Here is a 24,530-nt window from a genome sequence, read left to right on the forward strand (position 1 = left end):
TCTCGGCGGTGCAAATGTGCGCCATACCGGATATTGATGCCAATCTAGCGCAAATTGCTGAGCAACTGACGGTGCTGACAAACAAGGGTGATAGCCATGCGGCTGCTAGTGTGACTAGTAACGCAGAAGTTAGTCATATTGTGCTACTGCCAGAATGTTGCCTTTACTTTGGTGGTAAAGAGCAAGATCAATTGCTGCTTGCCCATAATGCTGAGCAGCAGGCGAAGATATTTCAAGGGCTTGCTGCATTAGCTGAGCGCTATCAAGTGTATTTGCTTGCGGGTAGCTTACCAACGCCTGCCAATACAATTGACAAGTTTTACAATACGTCGTGTTTATTCTCACCGCAGGGTAAATTGCTCGGTGACTACCAAAAATTGCATTTGTTCGATGTCAGTGTTGCTGACAATGAAAAAAATTACCAAGAGTCACGCTACACAGCAGCAGGGGAGCAAACGAGCTGTATAGCGCTACCTTTTGCCCAATTAGGTTTATCAATCTGCTATGATGTTCGCTTTCCTGAGTTATATCGCCAATTAGCGGACCAAGGCGCGGATATCATTACCGTTCCAGCTGCGTTTACTCGAGTGACCGGTAAAGCGCATTGGCAAACATTACTGCAAGCAAGGGCGATTGAAAACCAAGTTTATATTATTGCTGCTGGCCAAGAAGGCGTGCATGCTAATGGCAGAGAAACCTGGGGGCATTCGATGATCATCAGCCCTTGGGGTGAAATATTAGCCGAACAGGAAGCGGGTATTGGCGTGATTAGTGCCGACTTTGATCCTGATTTGTTGGCGCAAGTAAGAAACAGTATTCCGGTTCGCCAACACAACCGATTTAAAACAGAGTTAATCCATGATGAATAAAGTTGAGCAAGTGTTACTTGCAGATAGTCAGTTAGACCGCAGTGCGTTAACCGACACCCTCAGTCAAATCCACCAACATCAAGTGGACTTTGCGGATTTATATTTTCAATCATCACGTCATGAATCGTGGATGCTTGAAGACGGCATTGTTAAAGAAGGCTCATACAATATTGAGCGTGGCGTCGGTATACGTGCGATTTCAGGCGAAAAAACGGGTTTTGCATACTCGGATGATATTTCACTACAAGCATTAGACAAAGCAGCCAACGCTGCGCGTGGCATTGCGGCAATTGGTCAGCATGGCAAGGTACAAGTTTTTAGCGATGTGAGCAGTGAAACGATTTATCATGCGATTGACCCACTAGCGAGCTTAAGCCAAGAAAAGAAAATCGCACTGATGCATGAGGTTGAAGCACATGCACGCAGTGTCGATAGTCGAGTTAGCCAAGTGATTGTCAGTTTATCTGGCGTTTATGAACATGTGTTAGTCGCAGCTACTGATGGCACCTTTGCAACCGATATTCGCCCGCTTGTTCGTTTAAATTGTTCGGTACTTGTTGAGTCTAACGGTAAGCGTGAGCGCGGTAGTTCAGGTGGTGGTGCCCGCACTGACTATAGCTATTTCTTTGAAGCCCAAGGGGATAAGCCAAGATATAAGTTTTACGCAGAAGAAGCTGTGCGCCAAGCGGTGGTTAATTTAGATGCCATTGATGCCCCTGCTGGTAGCTTCCCTGTCGTTTTAGGTGCTGGTTGGCCGGGCGTATTATTACACGAGGCGGTTGGTCATGGTCTTGAGGGTGACTTTAACCGCAAAGGTTCGTCAGCATTCTCTGGCAAAGTAGGTCAGCAAGTAGCATCTAGCCTGTGCACTATTGTTGATGATGGCACCTTGGCAGATCGTCGAGGCTCATTAAATATTGATGATGAAGGGACACCAGGCCAATACAACGTACTGATTGAAGACGGTATTTTAAAAGGCTATATGCAAGACAAGCACAATGCTGGCTTAATGGGCGTTGCACCAACGGGTAATGGTCGTCGCGAGTCCTACGCGCACCTGCCTATGCCACGCATGACCAACACTTACATGCTTGCTGGTGAGTCTTCACCAGAAGACATTATTAAGTCAGTGAAAAAGGGGATTTACGCGCCTAATTTTGCGGGTGGTCAGGTAGATATTACCTCTGGTAAGTTCGTATTCACTAGCGCTGAAGCTTATCTCATTGAAGACGGTGAAATTACCTCGCCAGTCAAAGGGGCAACCTTAATTGGCAGTGGCCCTGAATCCATGCAAAAAGTGAGCATGGTGGGTAATGACTTAGCCTTAGACGCTGGCGTTGGAGTATGCGGTAAAGACGGTCAAAGCGTCCCGGTTGGTGTTGGCCAACCGACATTAAAAGTCGATGAGATGACAGTTGGTGGTACTCAATAATCGCATTTATGATGGTTAACACTAAGGCTGCTTTTGCAGCCTTTTTTTATGAACTAAAGTCACAGCGTATAAGATGAGTTGTAACGACTTGTTACGCTTTGTCATTTTATCGCATAAATTATCGCGTTAAACTTATCGGGCTCCCGTCGCGAGCAGAGATTGGTTACCCTGTGCGGCGAAAACGAAAACTAGAGCCTGCCATGAATTTAACCCGAGCCGCATTAAAAAATCCTGCCGCAATTATTGTCGTTGCTGCCTTAATTATGGTGTTTGGTCTGTTAAGCGTGACTAAACTACCCATTCAGCTGACACCGGATATTGAACAGCCTCAAATCTCGATTTTTACTGGCTGGCGAAGTGCTGCGCCAGAAGAAATGGAATCCGTCATTATTGAGCCGCTGGAAAATGCCGTCAAAAATACGCAAGGAGTGACTAAAGTAACCACCTTTATCCAGCGTGGCTCAGGTAATATCACCCTTACCTTTGACGTGGGTGCCGATATGCAGAAGGCGATGCTTGAGGTGATTAACAACCTTAACCAAGCGCCACCACTGCCGCTTGATGCGATTGAGCCGGTGGTATCTGCTGGCGGCGGGCGAGGTGGGCCACAAACCGCGTCATTGCTGATCAAAACCTTACCTGATAACCCCAATCGCGATCTCGGCCAATACCAAAAGCTGATTGAAGATGTGGTGAAGCCGCGTTTTGCGCGTATTCCGGGGTTAGCGCAAGTGAATTTAGCCAGTCATCGTCCACGAGAATTAAGGGTAACCTTTGACCCGCTGCGTGCCGCTTCTCTTGGTTTACCTATCGCTGATATTAGCGCCACTATCGCACGAGCAAACGACGTTTCGGCAGGTACGGCTGATGTAGGACGACGCCAATATACCGTGCGCTTTGCTGGCAAGTATGATGTCGATAACCTCACCGAGATGATTGTTGGTTATAGCGGTAATCGCCCGATTTATTTAAAAGACATCGCAACAGTAGAAAACACCTTAGTTGATCGCAACGGCTTTAGCCTGCGCAGCGGTCAACCGGCTTATTACTTCACCTTAACAAGGCAAAATGATGCCAATACCGTGGCGTTACTTGATGAAATAAACGTTGCGATTAAAGAGCTCAATGAAGGGCCAATGCGTGCCGCCGGTCTTACCATTGATTTAAGTTTTGATTCTTCTGTTCACATTCGCAATGCCTTAACACTGGTGAAAAGTAACCTAGGGCTTGGTGTGTTATTAGCGCTGATGATCCTGTGGTTATTCTTGCGTGGTATGCGCAACACATTAATTATTGCGACCACGATTCCTATCTCTTTGTTTGTGTCATTTGTTGCGTTAAGTATTTTTGAACGCAGCTTAAACGTAATTTCGTTGGCGGGTTTAGCATTTTCGGTTGGCTTGGTGCTTGATGCAGCCATTATTGTGCAAGAAAACATTGTACGTATGCGTACCAATGGCTTGGATAACCACAAGGCTGTGCTTCGCGGTGCCATGCAAGTGACAGGTGCGCTGTTTGCTTCAACAGCGACAAGTGTCGCTATTTTTCTGCCGATATTATTTATGGAAGGGATTGAAGGTCAGCTGTTCTCCGATTTGGCGTTAACTTTGTCGATAGCCGTTATTGCTTCGCTAGTGACGGCGATAACAGTATTGCCAATTGCCAGCAAGTTTTGGCTGAAAAATGTGAAAGAGTCTGACCCTTATGACCATTATTGGCAAAAGCTAACAAACTTAGTGATGCGCTTAACCAACTCGCGAATTAAACGCTACAGCTGGGTTGGCGTGTTGCTCGGTGGCTCTTTAGTGATAAGCGTAACTATGTTACCGAAAACTGATTTTATGCCTCGTGCACCCATTGATGGCTTCTTTTACTCGCTAAACATGCCGCCAGGTGGCAATGTTGATTTTGTCGAAAATGAGATGGCCGCTTTAATCAAATCGCGTCTAGCGCCATATTTAGCTGGTGAGCAGCAACCTAAGATTAAGAGTTATAATTTCTATTCAAACGGCTCTGCCAATACTGGTGGCTTTATTTATGCCGACGACCCAACGCGGGTGGAAGAGCTGATGAACATAGTGCGTAACGAAATATTCAAAGGCTTACCTGATACACAAGCGTTTTTATTCCGTGGCTCTATGATTAACGTTTCTGGTGGTGGTAATGGCCGCACGGTTGATATTGATATTTCAGGCCCTGATATTGAAGCCTTGATGTCAGTTGCGCAGGTTGGCATTGATGCGATAAACCAGAACATGGCAAATACCACAGCATTTCCGATGCCGAGCTTAAGCTTGGCAGAGCCTGAGCTTAAGTTAACGCCTGACGACCAACGCATTACCCAAGCAGGGTTAACTCGCCATGATGTTGCCAATGCGGTACGCGCATTTACCAGTGGTTTATTCATTAACGAGTACTTTGACGGTAACGATCGAGTCAATGTAATTTTGCGCGCCGATCAATGGCAAACGCCAGATGAGCTCGCCGCTTTACCTGTGTATTCACCGTTCGCAGGCATTCAAACCATAGGTGAGCTAACCCAGATTGAGCGCACCGCTGGGCCCACGCAACTGCGCCGTGTAGACGGTAAGCGCACGATCAGTATTCAAGTAACACCACCAGCAGATATGTCGTTGGAAGAAGCGCTTGCGATACTGAGCGAAAAAGTTGTACCCGCGATGCAGATAGATTTGCCAGATGACTCATCAATTTTGCTCAGTGGTAATGCCAATAAAATGGCCGCCGCGATCCAAGATATGATCCAAAACTTTGTGTTAGCACTGGTGATTCTATTTTTGTTGATGACGGCTTTGTTTAAGTCAGCAAAAGATAGCTTATTAGTGTTAATGGTAATGCCACTAGCCGTTGCTGGCGGTGTTTTAGCGTTAAATGGCTTGAACTTGTTTACCTATCAGTCATTAGATTTACTGACCATGATTGGCTTTATTATTTTACTTGGTCTAGTGGTTAACAATGCAATCTTATTGGTTGATCAAACTCGCCAAGCTGAACGCGAAGGGCTAACTCGTCGCCGCGCGGTAGCACAAGCAGTGCGAGTAAGAGCAAGACCTGTGTACATGAGTACCTTAACCAGTTTATTCGGCATGTTGCCGTTAATGCTAATGCCAGGTGTAGGTAGTGAAATTTATCGTGGCCTGGCTACCGTTATTGTTGGTGGCATGATGGTGAGTGCGCTATTCACCTTAGTGTTGTTTCCTGCATTACTGCGTTTTAATGAATCAGACAGCAAGGTTGATGGCAGCGACGATGAAAATAATACCAATGACAATATTGAGCCGTTGCACCCAACACCACAACTTAAAATTAGCAATCGCTAGGAATTTATGATGTTTGTTAAACTTTATAGCCATAGTAAAAGTAGCCCAATTAAAAGCAACCAAAATAAAAGTAGCCAAAGCAAAGGCATCCTTCGTTCTTCACGCAGCGCGTCACGTAATAGATTTCGCTTAATCAACAGAGCTTTTAAGCCATTCATCTTGGCTACTGGTTTGCTGTTATCGCTAGTAAGCAATGCTAATGAAGCACCAGCTAGTGCGGTTAAAGTAGATGTTGTGACTAGCATGTCGCTAGCAGCAACGGCAGAGTTAATGGGTACAGTTCACAGTAAAATGCACGTTCCTATTACCGCTGGGGTTAGTGGCCGAGTTGATTGGGTGGCAGCACCAGGTAGCTTTGTAACTGCTGGTGGCGAATTAGTGAAAATGGATATGTTGCCATTGAAGTTAAGCCGAGCGGAGCATGTTGCTCAACTCAAGCGTGCCAAGGTTAATCGTGATTATTACGCTAATGAAGTGAATCGCTTAGAAACGTTACGTAAAACCAATGCCACGTCGCAATTTCAATTGGATCAAACGCGCTCTCAATTTGAACTGGCGGAAGCTGATATCGAAATTGCGCAATTGCAGTTAGAGCAAATTGACGATCAAATCTCACGCGCAACAGTGATAGCTCCATATGATGGCGTAGTCACTGAACGATTAGTGTTAGCCGGAACCGATGTTAATCGCAGCGATGTGCTCAGCCGATTCTTAGATACCGAGCACTTAGAAGCAAGAGTTTTTGTACCAGTAAAATACTTAGCATTCTTGCGCTTAGGCAATGAGCTAACGCTTGCCAATGAGCAACAAACATTAAATGCGTCGATCACCGCAGTGATCCCAAGTGCCGACCCTCGCTCGCAAACTTTTGAAGTGCGCGTTGAAATACCAAGTCACCTCAACACCCTATGGGCTGCTGGTCAATTGGTTAAAGTCACAGTGCCAATCCAGCAAGCACAACCGACATTAACGGTGCACCGTGATGCTCTAATCTTAAGAAAAGATGGTACCTATGTGGTGAAAGTTGGCGCAGATAACAAGGTATCGCGTTTACCGGTAAAGGTTGGCAAAGGAACGTTTGAACGGGTCTCTGTGAGTGGTGAATTGTACGATGGTGACAAAGTTGCTATTCGCGGCGCCGAGCGATTGCAAGACGGCCAAACCGTGGTTATTCAGTAAAACTCTAACTGTGGATAGCTGTCAGCTTTCACAATCAAGTTATCAACAGTCTATAAACTCCTGATATTAATGTGATAGAGTTAAGCCATAATAATAATTGGTTTAGCTCTTTCAGATCTCAAATTTTGTCAAAATTCATCGCCTTTATTAAATATATAGTTCAGTCAGCAAGCTATGGTGTGCTTGCTGCCGTTATCTTGATCTTGTTGGTACCTGATTTGCGCATGCAATTGGCTAACTCAACCTTTTTAAATGGCGAAAAAGAAGAAACCGCACCTTTGTCATACGCTAAAGCGGTCAGCAGAGCAGCGCCCGCTGTTGTCAATATCTACTCAACTGACCATGCTCAGCCTAGGCGCTATTCACGCAATGTCGCTAACACTACCCGTTTAGGTTCAGGGGTGATCATGGATCCTAACGGCTACATTTTGACTAACTACCATGTGGTGCAAAATGCGGATCTAGTGTCGGTATGGCTGCAAACAGGTCAGCGTTATGATGCGGTATTAATTGGTTTTGATATTTACACCGATTTAGCGGTACTTAAAGTCGACGCTGTTAATCTGCCGGTTATCCCGCAGCGCAATGACTTGGAATCGCTCTCTGGCGATGTCGTGTTAGCGATTGGTAACCCGCTGAATTTGGGGCAAACGGTCACCCAAGGTATTATCAGCGCAACGGGCCGCAATGGCTTAAGCAGTACTAGCTATTTACAATTCCTGCAAATGGACGCGGCCATCAATGAAGGCAATTCGGGTGGTGCGTTAGTTAACACAAACGGCGAGTTAGTTGGCATAAATTCACGTAAATTTACGCAACGTAATTCGCAGCTGAATGTGCAAGGTATCTTTTTTGCGGTGCCATATAAGCTCGCCAATCGAGTTATGCAAAAAATTATCGAAAATGGCCGGGTAACACGTGGTTGGCTAGGTGTTAATACCGAGCAGCTGCCATCACATACCAAAGGTTTTACCATTACTGCCATTAGCCCCAATAGCCCTGCGCAACGCGCTGGCTTGCAAGTCGGTGATTTGGTTTATCAATTTGATGATGTTGAGATTACGGGTGTTGAGCAAGCGCTAGATATCGTTGCAGAAACCAGACCAGGTAAAAGCATTATGGTAAGCCTTTACCGCAACAAGCAAACGCTGCAGTTACCTGTGCAAATTGGTGAGCTTAGAAATATCGGCAATTAAAGAGCATTTTAAATTTGGGGTCACTGACCATTAAGGCAATGGCTAGCTAAAGCAGCGCTTTACTTTATATCTCAGAATCATTTCTCAAATATGTTTAGACGTCTAAACGTTTAGATGTTGACATAGCTAAAGAACCAAGGCACATTTACTAGCTCAATTATTCGCTAGTGTCTTGTGGATTTGTTATGCCAATTAAAATTCCTGATCAGTTACCTGCCTTAAAAATTCTTGGTAACGAAGATATCTTTGTGATGTCGGAGCACCGCGCCGCCAATCAAGATATTCGACCGATGGAAATGGCGATCCTCAATTTAATGCCGAATAAAATTGAAACCGAAGTGCAAATTTTGCGCATGCTGTCGAATACGCCGTTGCAAATTAATGTCGATTTAGTGCGTATTCACGCCAACCCTTCAAAGAATACACCAACGTCGCATTTAGAGTCGTTTTATCGCTTGTTTGATGATGTAAAACACAAGCAATACGATGGCATGATCGTTACGGGTGCACCACTTGGCTTAATGAATTATAAAGAAGTCAGCTATTGGAACAAAATTCAAGAAGTCTTCGATTGGGCGCAGAATAATGTAGTTTCTACCATGTACTTATGTTGGGCTGCTCATGCGGCTTTATATCATCATTATGGCCTAGAACGTCAGCTTCGTGATGCCAAGCTTTCAGGTGTTTATCGCCATGATAAGTTACGCCCCCATGAAAAACTAACGCGTGGTTTTGATGATGAATTTTGGGTACCCCATTCACGCTACGGTGAAGTATTGCCAGAAGATTATCAATCGGTTGAGAGCTTAAATATTCTCGCGCAATCAGCAGAGGCAGGGGTTTATTTAAGTGCCAGTGAAGACAAACGCCAAGTGTTTGTCACTGGCCATCCTGAATATGACCCAACCACGTTAGACGATGAATATCGTCGAGATTTAGCCGCTGATTTGTCTGACGGTTTAACGCCAGCGATTCCCGTGAATTACTATCGCGATAACAATCCAGACTCTGCGCTTGAGAAACCGCCAGCGAGTAAATGGCGCAGTCATGGTAGCCTGTTGTTTAACAACTGGATCAACTACTATGTGTATCAAATCACCCCTTACCAATTAGATGCTGAGCATATTCAGACATCAATCACAGGAGAGTAACGTGCAGCAGTTAGCATCGTTTCAACAACTTCAGCAAGCCCTTAACGAGCGTATTTTAATTCTCGATGGCGGTATGGGGACAATGATCCAAAACCGCAAATTCAGCGAAAGTGATTTTCGCGGTGAGCGCTTTCAAGATTGGCACTGTGATATTCAAGGCAATAACGATTTATTGGTACTGACCCAGCCAGACACGATTAAGGCAATCCACTCTGAATACCTTGAAGCTGGCGCCGATATTCTAGAAACCAATACCTTTAACGCAACGACGATTGCCATGGCCGATTACGACATGGAAGCGGTAAGTGCTGAAATTAATCTTCAAGCCGCTAAACTGGCGCGCGCTGCGGCGGATGAATACACCAAGAAAACACCGCATAAACCGCGTTTTGTTGCTGGTGTGTTAGGGCCAACAAACCGCACCTGTTCGATTTCGCCTGATGTTAATGACCCAGCGTTTCGTAATATCACCTTTAATGAGCTCGTCACCGCTTATAAAGAATCGACCGAAGCGCTTATTGACGGTGGCTCTGACATTATTCTGATTGAAACCATTTTCGATACGCTAAACGCAAAAGCCGCCATTTTTGCCGTCGAAACGGTATTTGCAGAGCGCGGTGTGAAGCTGCCGATTATGATTTCCGGCACCATTACTGACGCTTCAGGTCGCACGCTGTCAGGTCAAACAACCGAAGCGTTTTACAACTCATTGCGCCATGCCAAGCCAATTTCTTTTGGCCTTAACTGTGCGCTTGGGCCTGTTGAGCTGCGCCAATACGTGGAAGAAATGAGCCGTATTTCTGATGTCGCGGTTTCTGCTCACCCAAATGCGGGTTTACCAAATGCCTTTGGTGAGTATGACTTCTCTGTCGAGGACATGAACGAGCATGTGCAGGAGTGGGCAAAGTCGGGCTTTTTAAACATTATTGGTGGCTGCTGTGGCACTACACCTGAGCATATTCGCGGCATGGCAGAAACCGTTGCTAACATCGCACCGCGCAAAATTGAAGCGCGTGCAACAGCGTGTCGCTTATCCGGCTTAGAGCCGCTAACCATTGAAAAAGAAACCCTGTTCGTTAACGTGGGTGAGCGCACTAACGTGACGGGCTCGGCGATTTTCCGCCGTTTGATCACCGAAGAAAATTACGACCAAGCGATCGCGGTTGCGCTGCAGCAAGTGGAAAATGGTGCACAAATTATTGATATCAATATGGACGAAGGCATGCTAGATTCAAAAGCGGCGATGGTGCGCTTTTTGAACCTAATTGCTGGTGAGCCAGATATCGCGAAAGTGCCGATTATGCTCGATTCCAGTAAATGGAATATTCTTGAAGCCGGCTTGCAGTGTATCCAAGGTAAGGGGATTGTTAACTCCATCAGCCTAAAAGAAGGCGAAGAAATCTTCCGCAAGCAAGCTGAACTACTTCGACGCTATGGCGCAGCAGTGATTGTTATGGCGTTTGACGAAGTAGGGCAGGCAGATACACGCAAGCGCAAGTTCGAAATCTGTAAACGCGCTTATCACATCCTTGTCGATGAAATCGGTTTCCCCGCAGAAGACATTATTTTTGACCCGAACATTTTCGCCGTTGCCACAGGTATTGATGAGCACAACAACTATGGTGTTGACTTTATCGAGGCGGTGAAAGACATCAAAGAAAACCTGCCGTATGCCATGGTCTCGGGTGGTGTATCGAATGTGTCCTTCTCATTCCGTGGTAACAACCCAGTGCGTGAAGCTATTCACGCAGTATTCCTGTACTACGCCATTAAAAACGGCATGGACATGGGCATTGTTAACGCTGGCCAACTCGCCATTTATTCCGACTTACCGGAAAAGCTTAAAACGGCGGTTGAAGATGTTGTACTTAATAGCGACGATGGCGCAACTGAGCGCTTACTGGAAGTTGCTGAAGAATATCGCGGTCAAGCAGGTGGCGGAAAAAGCAAAGTTGATTTAGCGTGGCGCGAATTGCCAGTCAACAAGCGCCTTCAACATGCACTAGTAAAAGGTATTAACGAGTTTATTGTTGAAGACACCGAAGAAGCGCGCCTTGCCGCCAGTCGACCGCTGGAGGTTATCGAAGGACCGTTGATGGACGGTATGAACGTGGTCGGTGACTTATTTGGCGCTGGCGAAATGTTCTTACCTCAAGTGGTTAAATCTGCACGCGTAATGAAGCAAGCAGTAGCACATTTACAGCCGTTTATCGAAGCGGAAAAAACCGAAGCCAGCTCTAACGGTAAAGTGCTACTGGCAACGGTAAAAGGTGATGTGCACGATATCGGCAAAAACATTGTTGGCGTGGTACTGCAATGTAACAACTACGAAATTATTGACCTTGGCGTAATGGTGCCATGCGAAGATATTTTGCGTGTAGCCCGTGAAGAAAACGTTGATGTGATTGGCTTATCAGGCCTTATTACGCCATCGCTTGATGAAATGGTCCATGTTGCCAAAGAAATGCAGCGTCAAGGCTTTGAACTGCCATTACTAATTGGTGGTGCTACGACTTCTAAAGCGCATACGGCGGTAAAAATTGAGCCACAATACGAGCACCCTGTGGTGTATGTGCCTAATGCGTCACGTTCGGTGTCTGTGGTGAGTACCTTGTTGTCAGACGAACAACGAGATGATTTTGTCGCTAAGCAAAAAGCCGAATACGTGAAAGTACGTGAGCGTCATAACAAAAAAGGCCCGCGCTCGTCACTTATTTCGTTAGAAGATGCGCGTGCGAATCCAACACCAATCAGTTTTGATAACTATACGCCGGTCAAACCTAAAAAACTTGGTGTTACGGTAATTGACGAGTTAGACCTTAACGAGGTGCGCAATTACATTGATTGGACGCCTTTTTTTATGACGTGGCAGTTATCCGGAAAGTACCCAAAAATCCTTGAGCATGAGCTAATTGGTGAAGAAGCGACTAAGCTATTTAACGACGCCAATGCCATGATTGACGATGTTATTCACAACAATAAGCTCAAAGCTAGCGCTGTAATTGGTTTATTCCCTGCGCATAGTGTGGGTGATGATATTGAGCTATTTGCTGATGAGCAGAGTCAGCAATCAGGCGAGCGTTTGATGCGTATTCACCAGCTGCGCCAACAAGGTAAAAAGCCAGACGGGCAATATAATCGCTGTTTATCTGATTTTGTTGCACCCAAAGGCACAACGGCCAATGGAAACGTGGTAGAAGATTACGTGGGCGCTTTTGCGGTATCTGCTGGCTTTGGCGCAGATGAACTGGTTAAAGCGTATGACGCTGAGCACGATACTTACAACAGTATTTTGTTAAAAGCCGTAGCCGATCGTTTAGCGGAAGCGTCAGCCGAGTACTTACATGAAAAAGTGCGCAAAGAATATTGGGGCTATGCACCTGATGAAACCTTTGATAACGAAGCATTAATTCGCGAGCAGTACCAAGGTATTCGACCCGCACCGGGCTACCCTGCTTGTCCTGAGCACACCGAAAAAGGCTTATTGTGGGAGCTACTGGATGTGGAAAACAACATCGGTATGGAGCTAACTTCTAGCTATGCCATGTGGCCGGGCGCAGCGGTTAGTGGCTGGTACTTTGCTCACCCTGATTCAAAATACTTTGCGGTCGCTAAAGTCAACAAAGATCAAGTATTGGATTATGCCGCCCGTAAAGGCTTCACAATAGAGCAAGCAGAGCGATGGTTAGCGGCCAATTTGGACTATGATCCGGATTAACGGCGCTGATTAAACTTTGCGTGAGTGACGAGTAACCAAGTTTTAAACTTTAGATATGAAAAAGCTCGAAAGTTTATGCTTTCGAGCTTTTTATTAATCTGAATGTATTAACTCTTGTTGAAGCGGAATACTAGACTTTAATCAGCTGCTTACCTGTATTTGCGCCTTTGTATAAATCAGCAAGTGCTTGTGGTGCATTTTCCAATCCTTCGGTAATGTTTTCGCGATATTTTAATTCGCCTTGCGTGTACCACTGGGCAAGTTGTTGCAATGCGGCTGGCGCTTTAGCGGTGTGATCAATCAACACAAAGCCCATTACCGTTAAGCGCTTGGTCAGGATATGGCGATCGCGGCGCGGGCCTAGTGGTGTTTCTGGCTCCCAGCTCTCAACTGCAGCGGTACCGACTTGTAGCGCACGAGCGTTCATCGCTAGGTTAGGGTAAACCGCATCGGCGATAGCGCCAGAGGTGTTGTCAAAAAATACGTTAATGCCTTCTGGTGCAAGCTCAGCAATCGCTTTTTCTAAGTTTTCGGTAGTTTTGTAGTTAAGCGCGTGATCGTAGCCAAATTCATTAACGCACATCTCAACTTTATCGTCGCTACCCGTTAAACCAATCACTTTACAGCCTTTAATTTTGGCAATTTGACCAGCGATACTGCCCACACCACCAGCTGCGGTTGAAATTAACACAGTTTCACCCGCTTCAATTTTACCAAGCTCATTAAGTACCAAGTAGGCAGTTAAACCATTTGGCCCTAATGCCCCAAGAGCGCTTGAAATTGGGGCTAGTTCAGGATTTATTTTACGTACCATTGGGTTAGGCTCACACACGCAGTATTCTTGCCAGCCGAAAATGCCGTAAACCGTGTCTCCTTTGGCGTAATCTGGGTGTTTCGAGTCAACAATTTCACCAACACAAATTGAACGCATGACTTCATCAATTTGCACTGGTGGTAAGTAGTTTGGCTCTAGCGATACCCAGCCACGCATTGCAGGGTCAATCGATAGGTAAATATTTTTAACGGCAATTTGACCTTCAGCTAGGGTTAAATCTAGCTCGGTGGTTTTTGCTGAAAAGTGCTCTGGTCCTGGGATGCCGTCGGGGCGATTTGATAATACGATTTGGCGATTTTGCATCACACTCTACCTTTTATTCTTAGCTTCTAATAATAATCTGTTACCCCATTATAACCATCGCGTCAGTAACTGGTTATCAGGTAATCTATTAACAGTAATGCAATTTTTGAATAACGACAGGCTATTTTCACAAGTTGAAGACTACGGCTGAGCTAGGTTTTGCTGAGAATGATAGCTCTGTTAAATCAGCTCGCGTAAAATCCTTGTTCTGTAACTCGTTATCTTTGTTTATAAATGGCTAAACCTCGTAAAAAACTGCCGGAAAAGTCTGTCGATATTTATTGTAGCAAATGCAATAGCGCCTTATTCCAATACAAGAAGGGCGGTAAAGGTGCGTTAGTCAAATGCTTTAAAGAGCGTATTACTAAAGATTTCACCAGTGAGCCTTGTCAGTGCCCTAATTGTCAGCAAGTGTTTGCTCGAGAAACGCTAATTCGTGGCACACCTGCGTATAAAATGATTGGTGGTAAGGTGTGGTTTAAATAATGTTTGATGTGGTAAATAAAAAGGGAGCCTGAAGCTCCCTAGTTGTTAATGATTGATTCGGCCAAAGCTAAAGCCAATTACACCGTAAATTGTGCAATCATTTGGTTTAACTGCTGAGTAATATCGCGCTGTTCTGCGCTCTTGCTAGCCATATTACCCGTTTGCGACACAGTGGTTTCGGCCAGATCGTTAACTGCTGAGGTTTGTCGCGTAATTTCGTCTGATGCAAGTACTTGCTCACGGGTTGCCGACGCCGTTTCATTTGATTGCTGCTCAATAAGTGCAATTGCCTGATTAATTTGCAGTAATTTGTCATTTACTTGCGTAATAATATCAGCGCTTTGGCTAGTTTTATCGCGACCAACGTGCATGGCATCTACGGCACTGCTGCCGATGCGTGAAGTTTGGCAATGATTTCTTCAATCTCGCCTGTTGATTCTTGCGTTCGACTCGCCAAGGTTCTCACTTCGTCGGCAACAACGGCAAAGCCTCTGCCTTGCTCGCCAGCGCGCGCGGCCTCAATAGCTGCGTTTAACGCAAGCAGGTTAGTTTGTTCTGCAATACCTTTAATAACTTCAAGCATGGCGGTGATTGCTTGCGAATTATGGTGTAACTCTTCAACCACATTGGCGGCGTTTGAAACATCATGGGTTAGCTCATCCATCAACTGGCTTGCTTTGGCTGCTAACTGTTGCCCTTCTGCTGATTCAGAATTGGCTTGAGTGGCATGATCAAGGGCTGTTTGTGCATTGTCAGAAATACCGTGAATGGTTTGTGTCATCTGCGATGTTGCCGTTGCAATTTGCTCAATATAGCCTTTTTGCTCAGACATAGTACTAGAGAAATTATCTACGAGGTCGCTAACATCGCTCGATTCAACCAGTACCTTCTCTGTCGTCGTTTTGCTTTGTTTCACAATGTGTTGAATATTCTCGACAAATAGATTAAACGAATCGCTTAACTGGCCCAACTCGTCGTTTCTACTCATTTCAATTCGCTGCGTTAGGTCGCCTTCACCAGTGGCAATATCGTCCATTGCTTTGGCAATTTGTTGAATCGGCGTCGTTAATAGCCGTTGAATGGTTAGCATCATCACACCTGCAGTGATCAAGATAATGACAATAACCGCTAGTGAAGACGTCCAAATCGAATGGTTTACTGGCTCATCAATAACGTATTGCGGCACCATAAAGCCAACACGCCAATCAAGCGCTAAGGTGTCATCTTTTATGCTGGCAACGTAGACTAGGTAGTCTTCACTTTGCCAAGTGACATGCGTTAGCGCTTCGTCTTTTTGCTCCGCAAGTCGCATTAAATCGCCAAAACCTGCTGCGCCTTCAATTTGACTGTCGACCACATTTAGTTTTGGCAGACTGCTCATGTCGATGCGATTTTGACTGTCAGGGAATGAAATCAGTTGACCGTCAGCAGTAAATAAAAAGCCGTAGCCTAGGCCTTGGAATTTCATCGTGTCAATTAAGCTGTGGCGAATTTCAGAGGCGAGAATGTCGATTCCCATTACACCGAGCAGCGCGCGATTGTCGCCGTATACTGTGGTTTTAATGGAAGTGACAATCGACTTGTCGTTGGCATCAATTTCAGGCTTGGTAATAAACAAGCGATCTTTTGATAGCGCTTCGTGCCACCAAGGACGCACACTGGTTGAATAGTTTGGATCGTTGTAGCGACCGTTTAAATCAAAGTACTCGTGTGTCGCTTTGGGCGCGTAAAACACTGACTTGATCATCGGGTCGCTTTGAGATTCGTTTTTAAAGAGCTGAACAATTTGTTGGTAGGTTTTATCGCCTGAGATATCGCTACCTCGTTCGGTGTAATTTGCAAACCATTCATTGACGAAAGGGTTGCTTTGCAGTGAGGTAACCACACGCGAACGTTCGCGGAAGAATTCATGGATACCATCAGATGCTTGCGTTGTTGAAATGCGAATGTTTTGTAAAACAGAGGCTTCAACACTTGTGGCCCGTTCACTGGTAACGGTAAATGCCACAATAATGGCAATAACAGAAATAATGCTAGATACAGACAGCAGTACCTTGCGCATTACAGAGGGACGATTGGACATACTTCACCTTAATCATTTTACTTCAAAATACATCTTCTCAACCAAGTACAGCTTGTCGATTTTATTGTTATGTGAACCACTATTTTGACTAACTTGCTTCAGAAGTTCGTTATATCACCTGACTTACTATCGATATAATTATTATTAATGGGCGATATCACGAACCCTAATCTTGACCAATCTGGTCGGATTTGTCACGTCAAAATTATTCATCCGTTGTGAATAATTACGCAGTAGTGATTGTTAAGGTGGCGACACAAAACTAAGCAGTAAATAAAGCTGAGCAGTAAATTTCATTCAGCTATCTAGATGATTTGCAGCTAGATAAGTGCGATTGTTGGGCAAGCTTCAGAATAAAACGGATAAAAGAGTGGGAAACAGTAGGAAGTGAAAAACAAAGGCGGCTTATAAGCCGCCTTAAAGAGTACGTCTAAATCGCCAGTTTATGGTTGGAAGTGACGATTAAAGAAATTCACTATGGTGCCATTCAAATGCACTTTAACGGCTTTGCCGCGCATACTGTGCTTACTGCCTGGGTATGTCATTAGCTCGAATGTTTTGTTTTTATCCTGCATCGCTTTAATTAGCTTAGTGGTGTTGGTGAACAATACGTTATCGTCAGCCATGCCATGGTAAACCAGCAATGCGCCTGATAGTCCATCAATATAAGGGAAAACACTACTCGCATCGTAACCTGCCTGGTTAGCTTGTGGGTGGTTTAGATAGCGTTCGGTGTAGTGAGTGTCATACAACATCCAATCGGTTACCGGAGCGCCAGAAACACCGGCTTTAAAGTAATCGCCCGCCTTGAACATGGTCATCAGTGCCATATAACCGCCGTAAGAATGGCCGTATATACCAATGCGTTCTTTATCAACGAACGGTAAGGTATGAAGGTATTTTACGCCAGTGATTTGATCGGTAACTTCAACGTCACCCAACTTTTCATAAATTGGGAATTCAAATGCAGTGCCACGATAGTTTGAGCCGCGGTTGTCCAGTTGGAACACGACATAGCCTTGTTGCACTAAATACTGAGTTAAGTACTCCTTTGAGCCCCATTGATTGGTAACGCGCTGCGCATGTGGGCCGCCATAAACGCGGACAATCACAGGGTACTGCTTACCTGGCGCCATGTTTTTCGGCTTGTATAACTTGTAGTAAAGGTTGGCTTGACCATCATCAGACTTGAGCGAGCCAAACTCTGGTTGCACCCAATCGCCTAGATAAGGGGTTAGTGGGTGGGTTTCGTCAAGTTTGTTTTCTGATAACCAAGTTAGGTGCTCGCCGCCAATTTGGTGCAAACTCACTTGTTTAGGCTGGGCAATGCTCGAATAATCATCCAAATAGGTTTGGTAATCACCCGCAATAGTCACATCGTGATAGCCGTTACGTTTGGTGACGCGCGCAACGTGCTCTGGCGATTTACCTGATAACGGCGCTTTGTAAAGGTGACGTTCAAGCGGAGTATCGGCACGACCAGTAAAGTAGACCCAGCCATTTTTTTCATCAACCGCTTTGATGCTATCTACCACCCATTCGCCTTTGGTTAGCTGGGCGGTTAATTCACCTTTCTTGCTGTAGTGATAAAGGTGTTTAAAGCCATCACGCTCTGATGCCCAAATAAAACTGCCATCGCTTAAGAAACGCAGATCATCGTGCAGGTTTAGCCAGTAATCTGACGTTTCAGTTAGCAATGTGTTTTGGCGGCGCGATTTAATATTGTAGCTGCGTAGCTCTAGAGTTTGCTGGTTGCGACTCTGCCATTGGTAGGTTAGCTGTTGGCTATCTGGCATCCAATTAACACGTGGTAGATAAATGTCGGTTTTATCACCAGTGTCGACAAATCGAATACGCTTACCTTTAACGTCCACAGTTGCCAATTGAATGTTAACGTTGTTGGTGCCAGTTGCAGGGTAGCGCTGCTCAATTAGTTTAATTTCTTCCGCGTAAATTTCATTGCGGATTTCTACTTGTACTGGCGATTCATCAACTCGTAAAAAGGCTAAGTTTTGCTCGTTTGGCGCCCACCAGTAACCTGTCATTCGACCCATTTCTTCTTGGGCGACAAACTCTGACATGCCGTTTTTAATTAGCCCGCCACCGTCTTTGGTTAAACGGCGTTCTTTGCCCGAGCTTAGCTCGTAAGCATAAATGTTTTGCTCACGAATAAAGGAAATGTAATTACCCTTTGGCGAAAACTTAACGTCGGTTTCAAATTCCGGCGTATCGGTAATACGACGTGCAGTCTGTTCAGTTAGACTGTAGTAGTAAACGTCACCATTAAGTGGAAACAATAACGCGGTGCCGTCGCTAGAAAAGGTATACTCCATAATGCCTGAGCCATAAACACGTTGGCGTTCGCGGCGTGCTTTTTCTTCGTCAGACAAGGTTTCAGGGCCTGAGAAAATATCGTTGGAGTCAACCAGTAAGCGATGCTGTTTATCGGCAAGGTTGTATTCCCACAAGTCATAACGGTACAAGTCTTCTTTTTTACCTTGTAGATAGGTAACGCGTTGGCCGTCTGGAGAAAACTTAAGAGACTTTGGCGTTTGACCACTAAGTGACGGCGAACTGTAAATACGCTCTAATGAAAGCTGTTCGGCATACACAGGTTGCAATGCCAGCGCACATCCCAGAGTGAGTGCGACTCGAGTGAATAACGTCATAATAAACCTGGATTTTATTATTGATAAAAGTGGTTAATGCCAATGCGTTGAAGCAATCTAAGCATTAACCAAGGATTTTGTGTTGTCGCATACTAGCAAAATTCACCGGCTAAGGCTAAATCGCCTCTAAAGCTTCGCTCAGCTTTTTAACGCCGATAACTTTCATGCCATCAATCTTAGTTTTTGGCATATTGTTATACGGCACAATCGCCCGTTTAAAACCGTGCTTAGCGGCCTCATTGATGCGCTCTTGACCACTAGGCACAGGGCGAATTTCACCTGACAAACCTACTTCACCAAATACCACTAAATCTTGCGGTAGGGCGCGATCGCGAAAACTAGAAACTAACGCTAAAAGTAAGGCCAAATCGATACTAGTTTCAGACACTTTAACGCCACCAACCACGTTAACGAATACGTCTTGGTCATTCATTTGCAGACCGCCGTGGCGATGTAAAATCGCCAGTAGCATGGCAAGTCGGTTTTGCTCAGCGCCAACCGCAACACGCCTTGGATTACCGAGCGCGGAGTGATCCACTAAGGCTTGAATTTCAACCAGTAGCGGTCGAGTGCCTTCCCATAAAACCATAACGATACTGCCTGGTGTTTGCTCTTCACCACGGTTAAGAAAAATCGCAGACGGATTTTTGACTTCTTTAAGCCCAGTACCTGTCATGCCAAAGACGCCGAGCTCATTGACTGCGCCAAAACGGTTTTTATGGCCACGCAAGGTGCGATATCGTGAATCGGTTGAGCCTTCGAGCATAATGGAGCAGTCAATACAGTGCTCAAGTACTTTAGGGCCAGCCAAAGAACCGTCTTTGGTGACATGGCCCACTAAAATCATGGCAACGTGGTGCTGTTTGGCAAAGCGGGTTAAGAATGCGGCGCTTTCGCGCACTTGTGAAACACTTCCCGGTGCCGACTGAATATCGGCCATATGCATTACTTGTATGGAATCAATAACCATGATTTTTGGCTGCTCACGCTCGGCAATATGGCAAATATTTTCAACGCTAGTTTCTGATAATAACTTCAACTGATCGGTGGCTAGCCCTAAACGCTTGGCACGCATGGCGACTTGCTGCAAGGACTCCTCACCTGTGATGTACAAGGTTGGCATTTGGCTCGCTAAGTGACACATGGTCTGCAGCAATAATGTACTTTTGCCCGCGCCAGGCTCACCACCAATTAAAATCGCACTGCCTGGTACGATACCGCCACCTAAAACACGATCGAACTCAAGGAATCCCGATGAAAAACGTGGTAAATCTGTTAAGTCGATACTATCTAACGTTTGAACTTGCGACGCGACGCTGCCAGCGAAGCCTGAAAAGCTTCCTCCGCGGCCACTTGCCTTGGGCTGACGAAACTCTGAAATAGTGTTCCAAGCCTTACATTCTGGGCATTGGCCGAGCCAACGAGAAAAGTCAGCACCGCATTCAGTGCAGACATACGAAGTTTTATTTTTTGCCATGATTATCCTTTTGGGGCACAGATATTGCTAGCTCGATGCGTTAGATATTGATTTTAATTAAATTGTGTTTAAAAATTGGCGCTTAATACTGTCTTAACTGGTTATTATCGGCTAAGTCTTATATATACTGGCTTGTGTCGTAATTCGCAATTAGCGCCATTGTAAAGAAAATAGAGATTAGATGACCAAGAATTTTTCTCAATATGCAAAAATCATTGAGCGTTTTAGAGGCCAAGTAAAGCAATCCGACTTTGAGGCAACTTTTTTAGACGCGACAAAAAATATTGCGAAAACCGAACGCTTCCTACTAAAAATGGAAATTAAGCGTTTGGCACAACCTTGTACTCGTTTGATTGATTTACGTGGTCATGTCGATGGTGAATGTAAAGCCTTTGAAGATGAAGAGCGCACGCATTATCTCGATGACTTAGCGATTCGAGTATACAAAGATAATGTCAGCGCTTATGGCGGTTACACCTTCGGTGTTTACGAGGCAGTAAACAATACTGAAAACAATTTTCGCGTTATTTATCAACGCGAGAAAGCCGGCAGCCTGCCAACAGCAGCGCCAAGCGGCACACCAAAAGTTCAAGAAAAACTCTATTACCCCGCTAAATTTGTACCTTTTGGAGATTTTTATAATCGCCAAGAAGAACGCATGAATTTCGCGATCGCCGTTGGTGTAACGCTTGCTAATGGTGAACAAATAGAAGCGACTAGCTCAGACTTAAGTATTTCAGGTGTTAAGCTGCGCTTTGCGGCCATGCAAAAAATATCGGTTGGCGATGTTATTAAGCTTGAATTTACTGGCCTAACGCAGGAGTTCCAATTTGGTAGTCAGTCCATCTTTGAGTATCAAGTAGAAAACATCAGTATTGAAAACCAAGTTCAACTGATTGGTGCGTCACGCATTCTCGACAAAGAAAAAGATGGTTTTAAGCAGTTTCTCAAAGGTTTTATTCAAGGCAACAAACGCCGCTATAAAGTTAATTTAGACAATACCATTGCCGCGTTAAAATCTCGCAGCTTAGAACAATTTGCCTTGCCGAAAATCAATGAGTTACCAGTATTTGTGGCAGCCAGAGAAGGTAAATTTGTACCGCGTTACGCATTAACCTGTAATAACAATCAAGCGGTATATCAGTACTGGCAAAATGAAGCGAAGCAAAGCACGTTATATAACTTGATTGATTCAGATCGAGTTGAGCGTATGCTACGTGCTGAAAAAACTGGACACTCCTTATTGGTGTACAGCTTTGTTCATCAAAGTCAGGGGCGCTCTTATTTTTACACCGCGGATGAGAAGCAACTTGCTCAAGATGAATCATTTGCGAGGCACTTTTTAGGCTTTGCCGCGTCGAAATCGACATTTGCCGTTACTATGCTCTCAATTGTTGCAGTTGATAAAGCAAAGGCGAATGCACCATTAACGCTTGCAAACACCTTGACCAAAAAAGATGCCTACCTAGACATGCCAATTTCGGAAGAGGTGCAAAGTATTCTTTCGGGCTTGTCATATATTGTCGTCGCGACTGACGTGACCACAAAGCAAATACGCAGTGATTACCAGCAGTTTAATTACGACGACATTGTCACCAGCAAGTTAAAAGCATTTGGTCACAAGCGTTTGGTTAACGTGCCTGCTATGGATGAAATTGGTGTTAACTATCGAAATCAACGACAAGAGCCTAGATTTGTCTATAAGACTCCTGTCGAGGTTGAGGCGGAAGGTGTTATGTGGACAGGCACTTCGCAGGATTTTTCGGTATCAGGCCTTAAAGTGCACTTAGATAAGTCGGCGGTATTAACCAAAGGCGAAATTGTTAAAATCGCCTTCCCGAATCTACAAAAAATTACGTCAACTTTTGAGTTAAAATCGCTGCCTTATGAAGTCATGCGCATCAATAAAAAGAAAAATGTGCTGAATTTACGCGTTCATGTTGAGCGTCATCAGCATATTGGCAGAGCTTTCTTCAAAGTATTGATTGAAAAAAATAAAGCCAAGCTGACCAAAGAAGAATACGCAGACATGACACCGGGTCTTGCCAAAGCATTACGCACAATCTACGCGAAAAGTACGAGCGTCCCGAGCTTCTTCGTGCAATCAAGTGGCAGTCGTTACAAGGTTGAAACTTTGGCAATCGGTAATAATGAAAAACCGTTTTTAATGAGCATGAAGGGCTTAAGTGATCGGCCTAAGCACCTCAATCTTTACCCATTATTACATCACCCAGAAGCCGCTAATCTAGTTAACCTCACGTTGAAAAAACTACAACAAGCTGATGCTCCAGCAGAGGAAACCTTGTTTATTTCAATTAAGCGAAATGTTGACGCGATTGATCAGGCAGTGACAACTAAGTTAGCCAGTGAACTAAGTTCCACTAAATTGAAAAAAATGTTTATCGACAAGGCGCGAAAAAACGGTGAGTTTTACTGTGTGCAAATTAAATTGTCTCGCACCGTAGAGCCGGATATGGAGCACTTGAACCCAGAGTTAAGCTATATTGGTTCTTATGCAATTCATCGCGGTAAGCAATTGGAACAGGAAATTTGGAGCGTTGCTGGCGTCATGCAGTGTTTCGATATCACCCAAGAAGTGATAAATCGCCATAAACTGCTAAATTAAAAACATTCACCAGTGATCAAAACAAAAAAGCCAGTATATTTCGCAATATGCTGGCTTTTTCTTATGATGTTTTTTCTTGTGTTGCGTTTTTCTTCGGCAGGAAAAAGTGGGTTATTTTAACCAATGAAGCATACAATCCAAGCCACTATGGCTAATGCTTGAATCGGCTTTCGCCAGTACGAGCGGTTTTGCTTTATAGGCGACACCTAGGTGAGCTGCTTCCATCATCACAAGATCATTAGCACCATCGCCCATGGCAACCGTTTGTGTTGCCTTAATGCCATATTGCGCAGCGAGTTCAATAAGCACGTCTGCTTTCTTTTGAGCGTCAACCACATTGCCAAGCACCTTGCCTGTTAATTTCTCATCAACAATCTCTAGCGTGTTCGCATAGGCGGCATCTAAACCTAGCGTTTCTTTCAGATGGTCAGCAAAATAGGTAAAGCCGCCGGAGGCAATAGCAACACGCCAATTGTGTGCTTTTAATGCCTCAACTAAGGTGACTAAGCCTGCCATTAACGGCAAGTTATTCGCGACTTCTGCAAGAATTAATTCTGGCGCATCTTCAAGGGTGGCAACGCGTTGATGCAAGCTTTGCGAAAAATCTAGCTTACCTTGCATTGCTAGTTCCGTTACCTCGGCAACTTTTTCACCAACGCCTGCCAACTTTGCAATTTCGTCAATACATTCAATTTCAATCGTGGTGGAATCCATGTCCATCACCAATAAACCCGGTTCGTCTAAGCGTGGTGCGTCAGCGACAATGGCTGCTTCGAAATTCTCGCTTTGGGTCAATGTTACTAACTGCTCGCGCGCAAATGTAATGTTTTCACATTCAATTGCAAAACTGACACTTTCCAGTTGATTCCGTTGATTGACCGCGGTTAATGCGGTCAACGATAGTTGGCATTGCTGTTCGATACGAGCAAGTAAGCTGACACTAAGCGAGCTAAAAACCACAAGTTCAATGTTTGAATTTTGCGCCTGATACTCGCTAAATTGAAAACCGCTCGGGGTTGTTGAAAGGCACACAGGCGCTTGAGCTAATGCAGTTTGAAAGGCTTGTGAAAGCGACTGGTCGCTGACACTGACATCAGATTGAAAATTGCTGGTAATCACGAAAGAGTCCTAAATTCAGTATTTAAACAGATGCATACATGCTATATGG

The 24,530-nt window shown here is 44.9% G+C and carries 15 protein-coding genes; 9 read left to right on the forward strand and 6 right to left on the reverse strand.

Features of this window, described 5'->3' with window-relative positions:
• Positions 1–14 precede the first annotated feature (14 nt).
• The 7 genes from DXX94_RS14525 (at position 15) to metH (ending at position 12,883) form a co-directional block, all read left to right on the forward strand.
• Positions 15–869: a carbon-nitrogen hydrolase family protein gene (locus DXX94_RS14525; protein WP_258872179.1), complete on the forward strand. Its 855-nt coding sequence runs from the start codon at positions 15–17 to the stop codon at positions 867–869.
• On the forward strand, positions 862–2,301 hold the full coding sequence (gene tldD, locus DXX94_RS14530) for a metalloprotease TldD (protein ID WP_116018551.1): 1,440 nt from the start codon (positions 862–864) through the stop codon (positions 2,299–2,301). Before DXX94_RS14525 ends, tldD begins: the two co-directional genes overlap by 8 nt.
• A gap of 200 nt (positions 2,302–2,501) precedes the next feature.
• Positions 2,502–5,639, forward strand: coding sequence for an efflux RND transporter permease subunit (locus DXX94_RS14535; RefSeq protein ID WP_116016978.1), 3,138 nt, complete (start codon positions 2,502–2,504; stop codon positions 5,637–5,639).
• A gap of 6 nt (positions 5,640–5,645) precedes the next feature.
• Positions 5,646–6,818 carry an efflux RND transporter periplasmic adaptor subunit gene (locus DXX94_RS14540; RefSeq protein WP_116016980.1) on the forward strand — a complete coding sequence of 391 codons (1,173 nt, stop codon included), beginning with the start codon at positions 5,646–5,648 and terminating at the stop codon, positions 6,816–6,818.
• 125 nt (positions 6,819–6,943) lie between these two features.
• Positions 6,944–8,014: a trypsin-like peptidase domain-containing protein gene (locus tag DXX94_RS14545; RefSeq protein WP_258872180.1), complete on the forward strand. Its 1,071-nt coding sequence runs from the start codon at positions 6,944–6,946 to the stop codon at positions 8,012–8,014.
• A gap of 185 nt (positions 8,015–8,199) precedes the next feature.
• Entirely contained in the window at positions 8,200–9,165 is a 966-nt protein-coding gene (locus DXX94_RS14550) for a homoserine O-succinyltransferase (RefSeq protein WP_116016982.1), read from the forward strand.
• Position 9,166: 1 nt separating this feature from the next.
• On the forward strand, positions 9,167–12,883 hold the full coding sequence (gene metH / locus DXX94_RS14555) for a methionine synthase (protein ID WP_220348112.1): 3,717 nt from the start codon (positions 9,167–9,169) through the stop codon (positions 12,881–12,883).
• Positions 12,884–13,013: 130 nt separating this feature from the next.
• Here metH and DXX94_RS14560 read toward each other — a convergent pair whose 3' ends face one another.
• Positions 13,014–14,021 (reverse strand): NADP-dependent oxidoreductase, encoded by a 1,008-nt coding sequence (locus DXX94_RS14560; RefSeq protein ID WP_116016986.1) that lies wholly within the window; start codon positions 14,019–14,021, stop codon positions 13,014–13,016.
• Between the two features lie 234 nt (positions 14,022–14,255).
• Here DXX94_RS14560 and DXX94_RS14565 point away from each other — a divergent pair, with 234 nt between their 5' ends.
• Positions 14,256–14,507 carry a hypothetical protein gene (locus tag DXX94_RS14565; RefSeq protein ID WP_116001404.1) on the forward strand — a complete coding sequence of 84 codons (252 nt, stop codon included), beginning with the start codon at positions 14,256–14,258 and terminating at the stop codon, positions 14,505–14,507.
• Between the two features lie 77 nt (positions 14,508–14,584).
• On the opposite strand, the gene DXX94_RS14570 is transcribed toward DXX94_RS14565, so the two are convergent.
• The 4 genes from DXX94_RS14570 to radA all read right to left on the reverse strand — a co-directional run bounded on the left by DXX94_RS14570 (position 14,585) and on the right by radA (position 20,736).
• On the reverse strand, positions 14,585–14,878 hold the full coding sequence (locus DXX94_RS14570) for a hypothetical protein (protein ID WP_116016988.1): 294 nt from the start codon (positions 14,876–14,878) through the stop codon (positions 14,585–14,587).
• A 5-nt stretch (positions 14,879–14,883) separates the two neighbouring features.
• Complete coding sequence (locus DXX94_RS14575) at positions 14,884–16,590, reverse strand: methyl-accepting chemotaxis protein (RefSeq protein ID WP_116016990.1); 1,707 nt, start codon at positions 16,588–16,590, stop codon at positions 14,884–14,886.
• A 443-nt stretch (positions 16,591–17,033) separates the two neighbouring features.
• On the reverse strand, positions 17,034–19,262 hold the full coding sequence (locus DXX94_RS14580) for a S9 family peptidase (protein ID WP_374188851.1): 2,229 nt from the start codon (positions 19,260–19,262) through the stop codon (positions 17,034–17,036).
• 112 nt (positions 19,263–19,374) lie between these two features.
• Positions 19,375–20,736, reverse strand: coding sequence for a DNA repair protein RadA (radA, locus tag DXX94_RS14585; protein ID WP_116016994.1), 1,362 nt, complete (start codon positions 20,734–20,736; stop codon positions 19,375–19,377).
• Positions 20,737–20,917: 181 nt separating this feature from the next.
• Between radA and DXX94_RS14590 the strand changes: the two genes are divergently transcribed.
• Entirely contained in the window at positions 20,918–23,362 is a 2,445-nt protein-coding gene (locus DXX94_RS14590; RefSeq protein ID WP_116016996.1) for a PilZ domain-containing protein, read from the forward strand.
• 111 nt (positions 23,363–23,473) lie between these two features.
• Here DXX94_RS14590 and serB read toward each other — a convergent pair whose 3' ends face one another.
• Complete coding sequence (gene serB, locus DXX94_RS14595) at positions 23,474–24,481, reverse strand: phosphoserine phosphatase SerB (RefSeq protein ID WP_258872181.1); 1,008 nt, start codon at positions 24,479–24,481, stop codon at positions 23,474–23,476.
• Positions 24,482–24,530: the final 49 nt, after the last annotated feature.

The organism is Thalassotalea euphylliae (genome assembly GCF_003390375.1).
Lineage (GTDB): Bacteria > Pseudomonadota > Gammaproteobacteria > Enterobacterales > Alteromonadaceae > Thalassotalea_F > Thalassotalea_F euphylliae_A.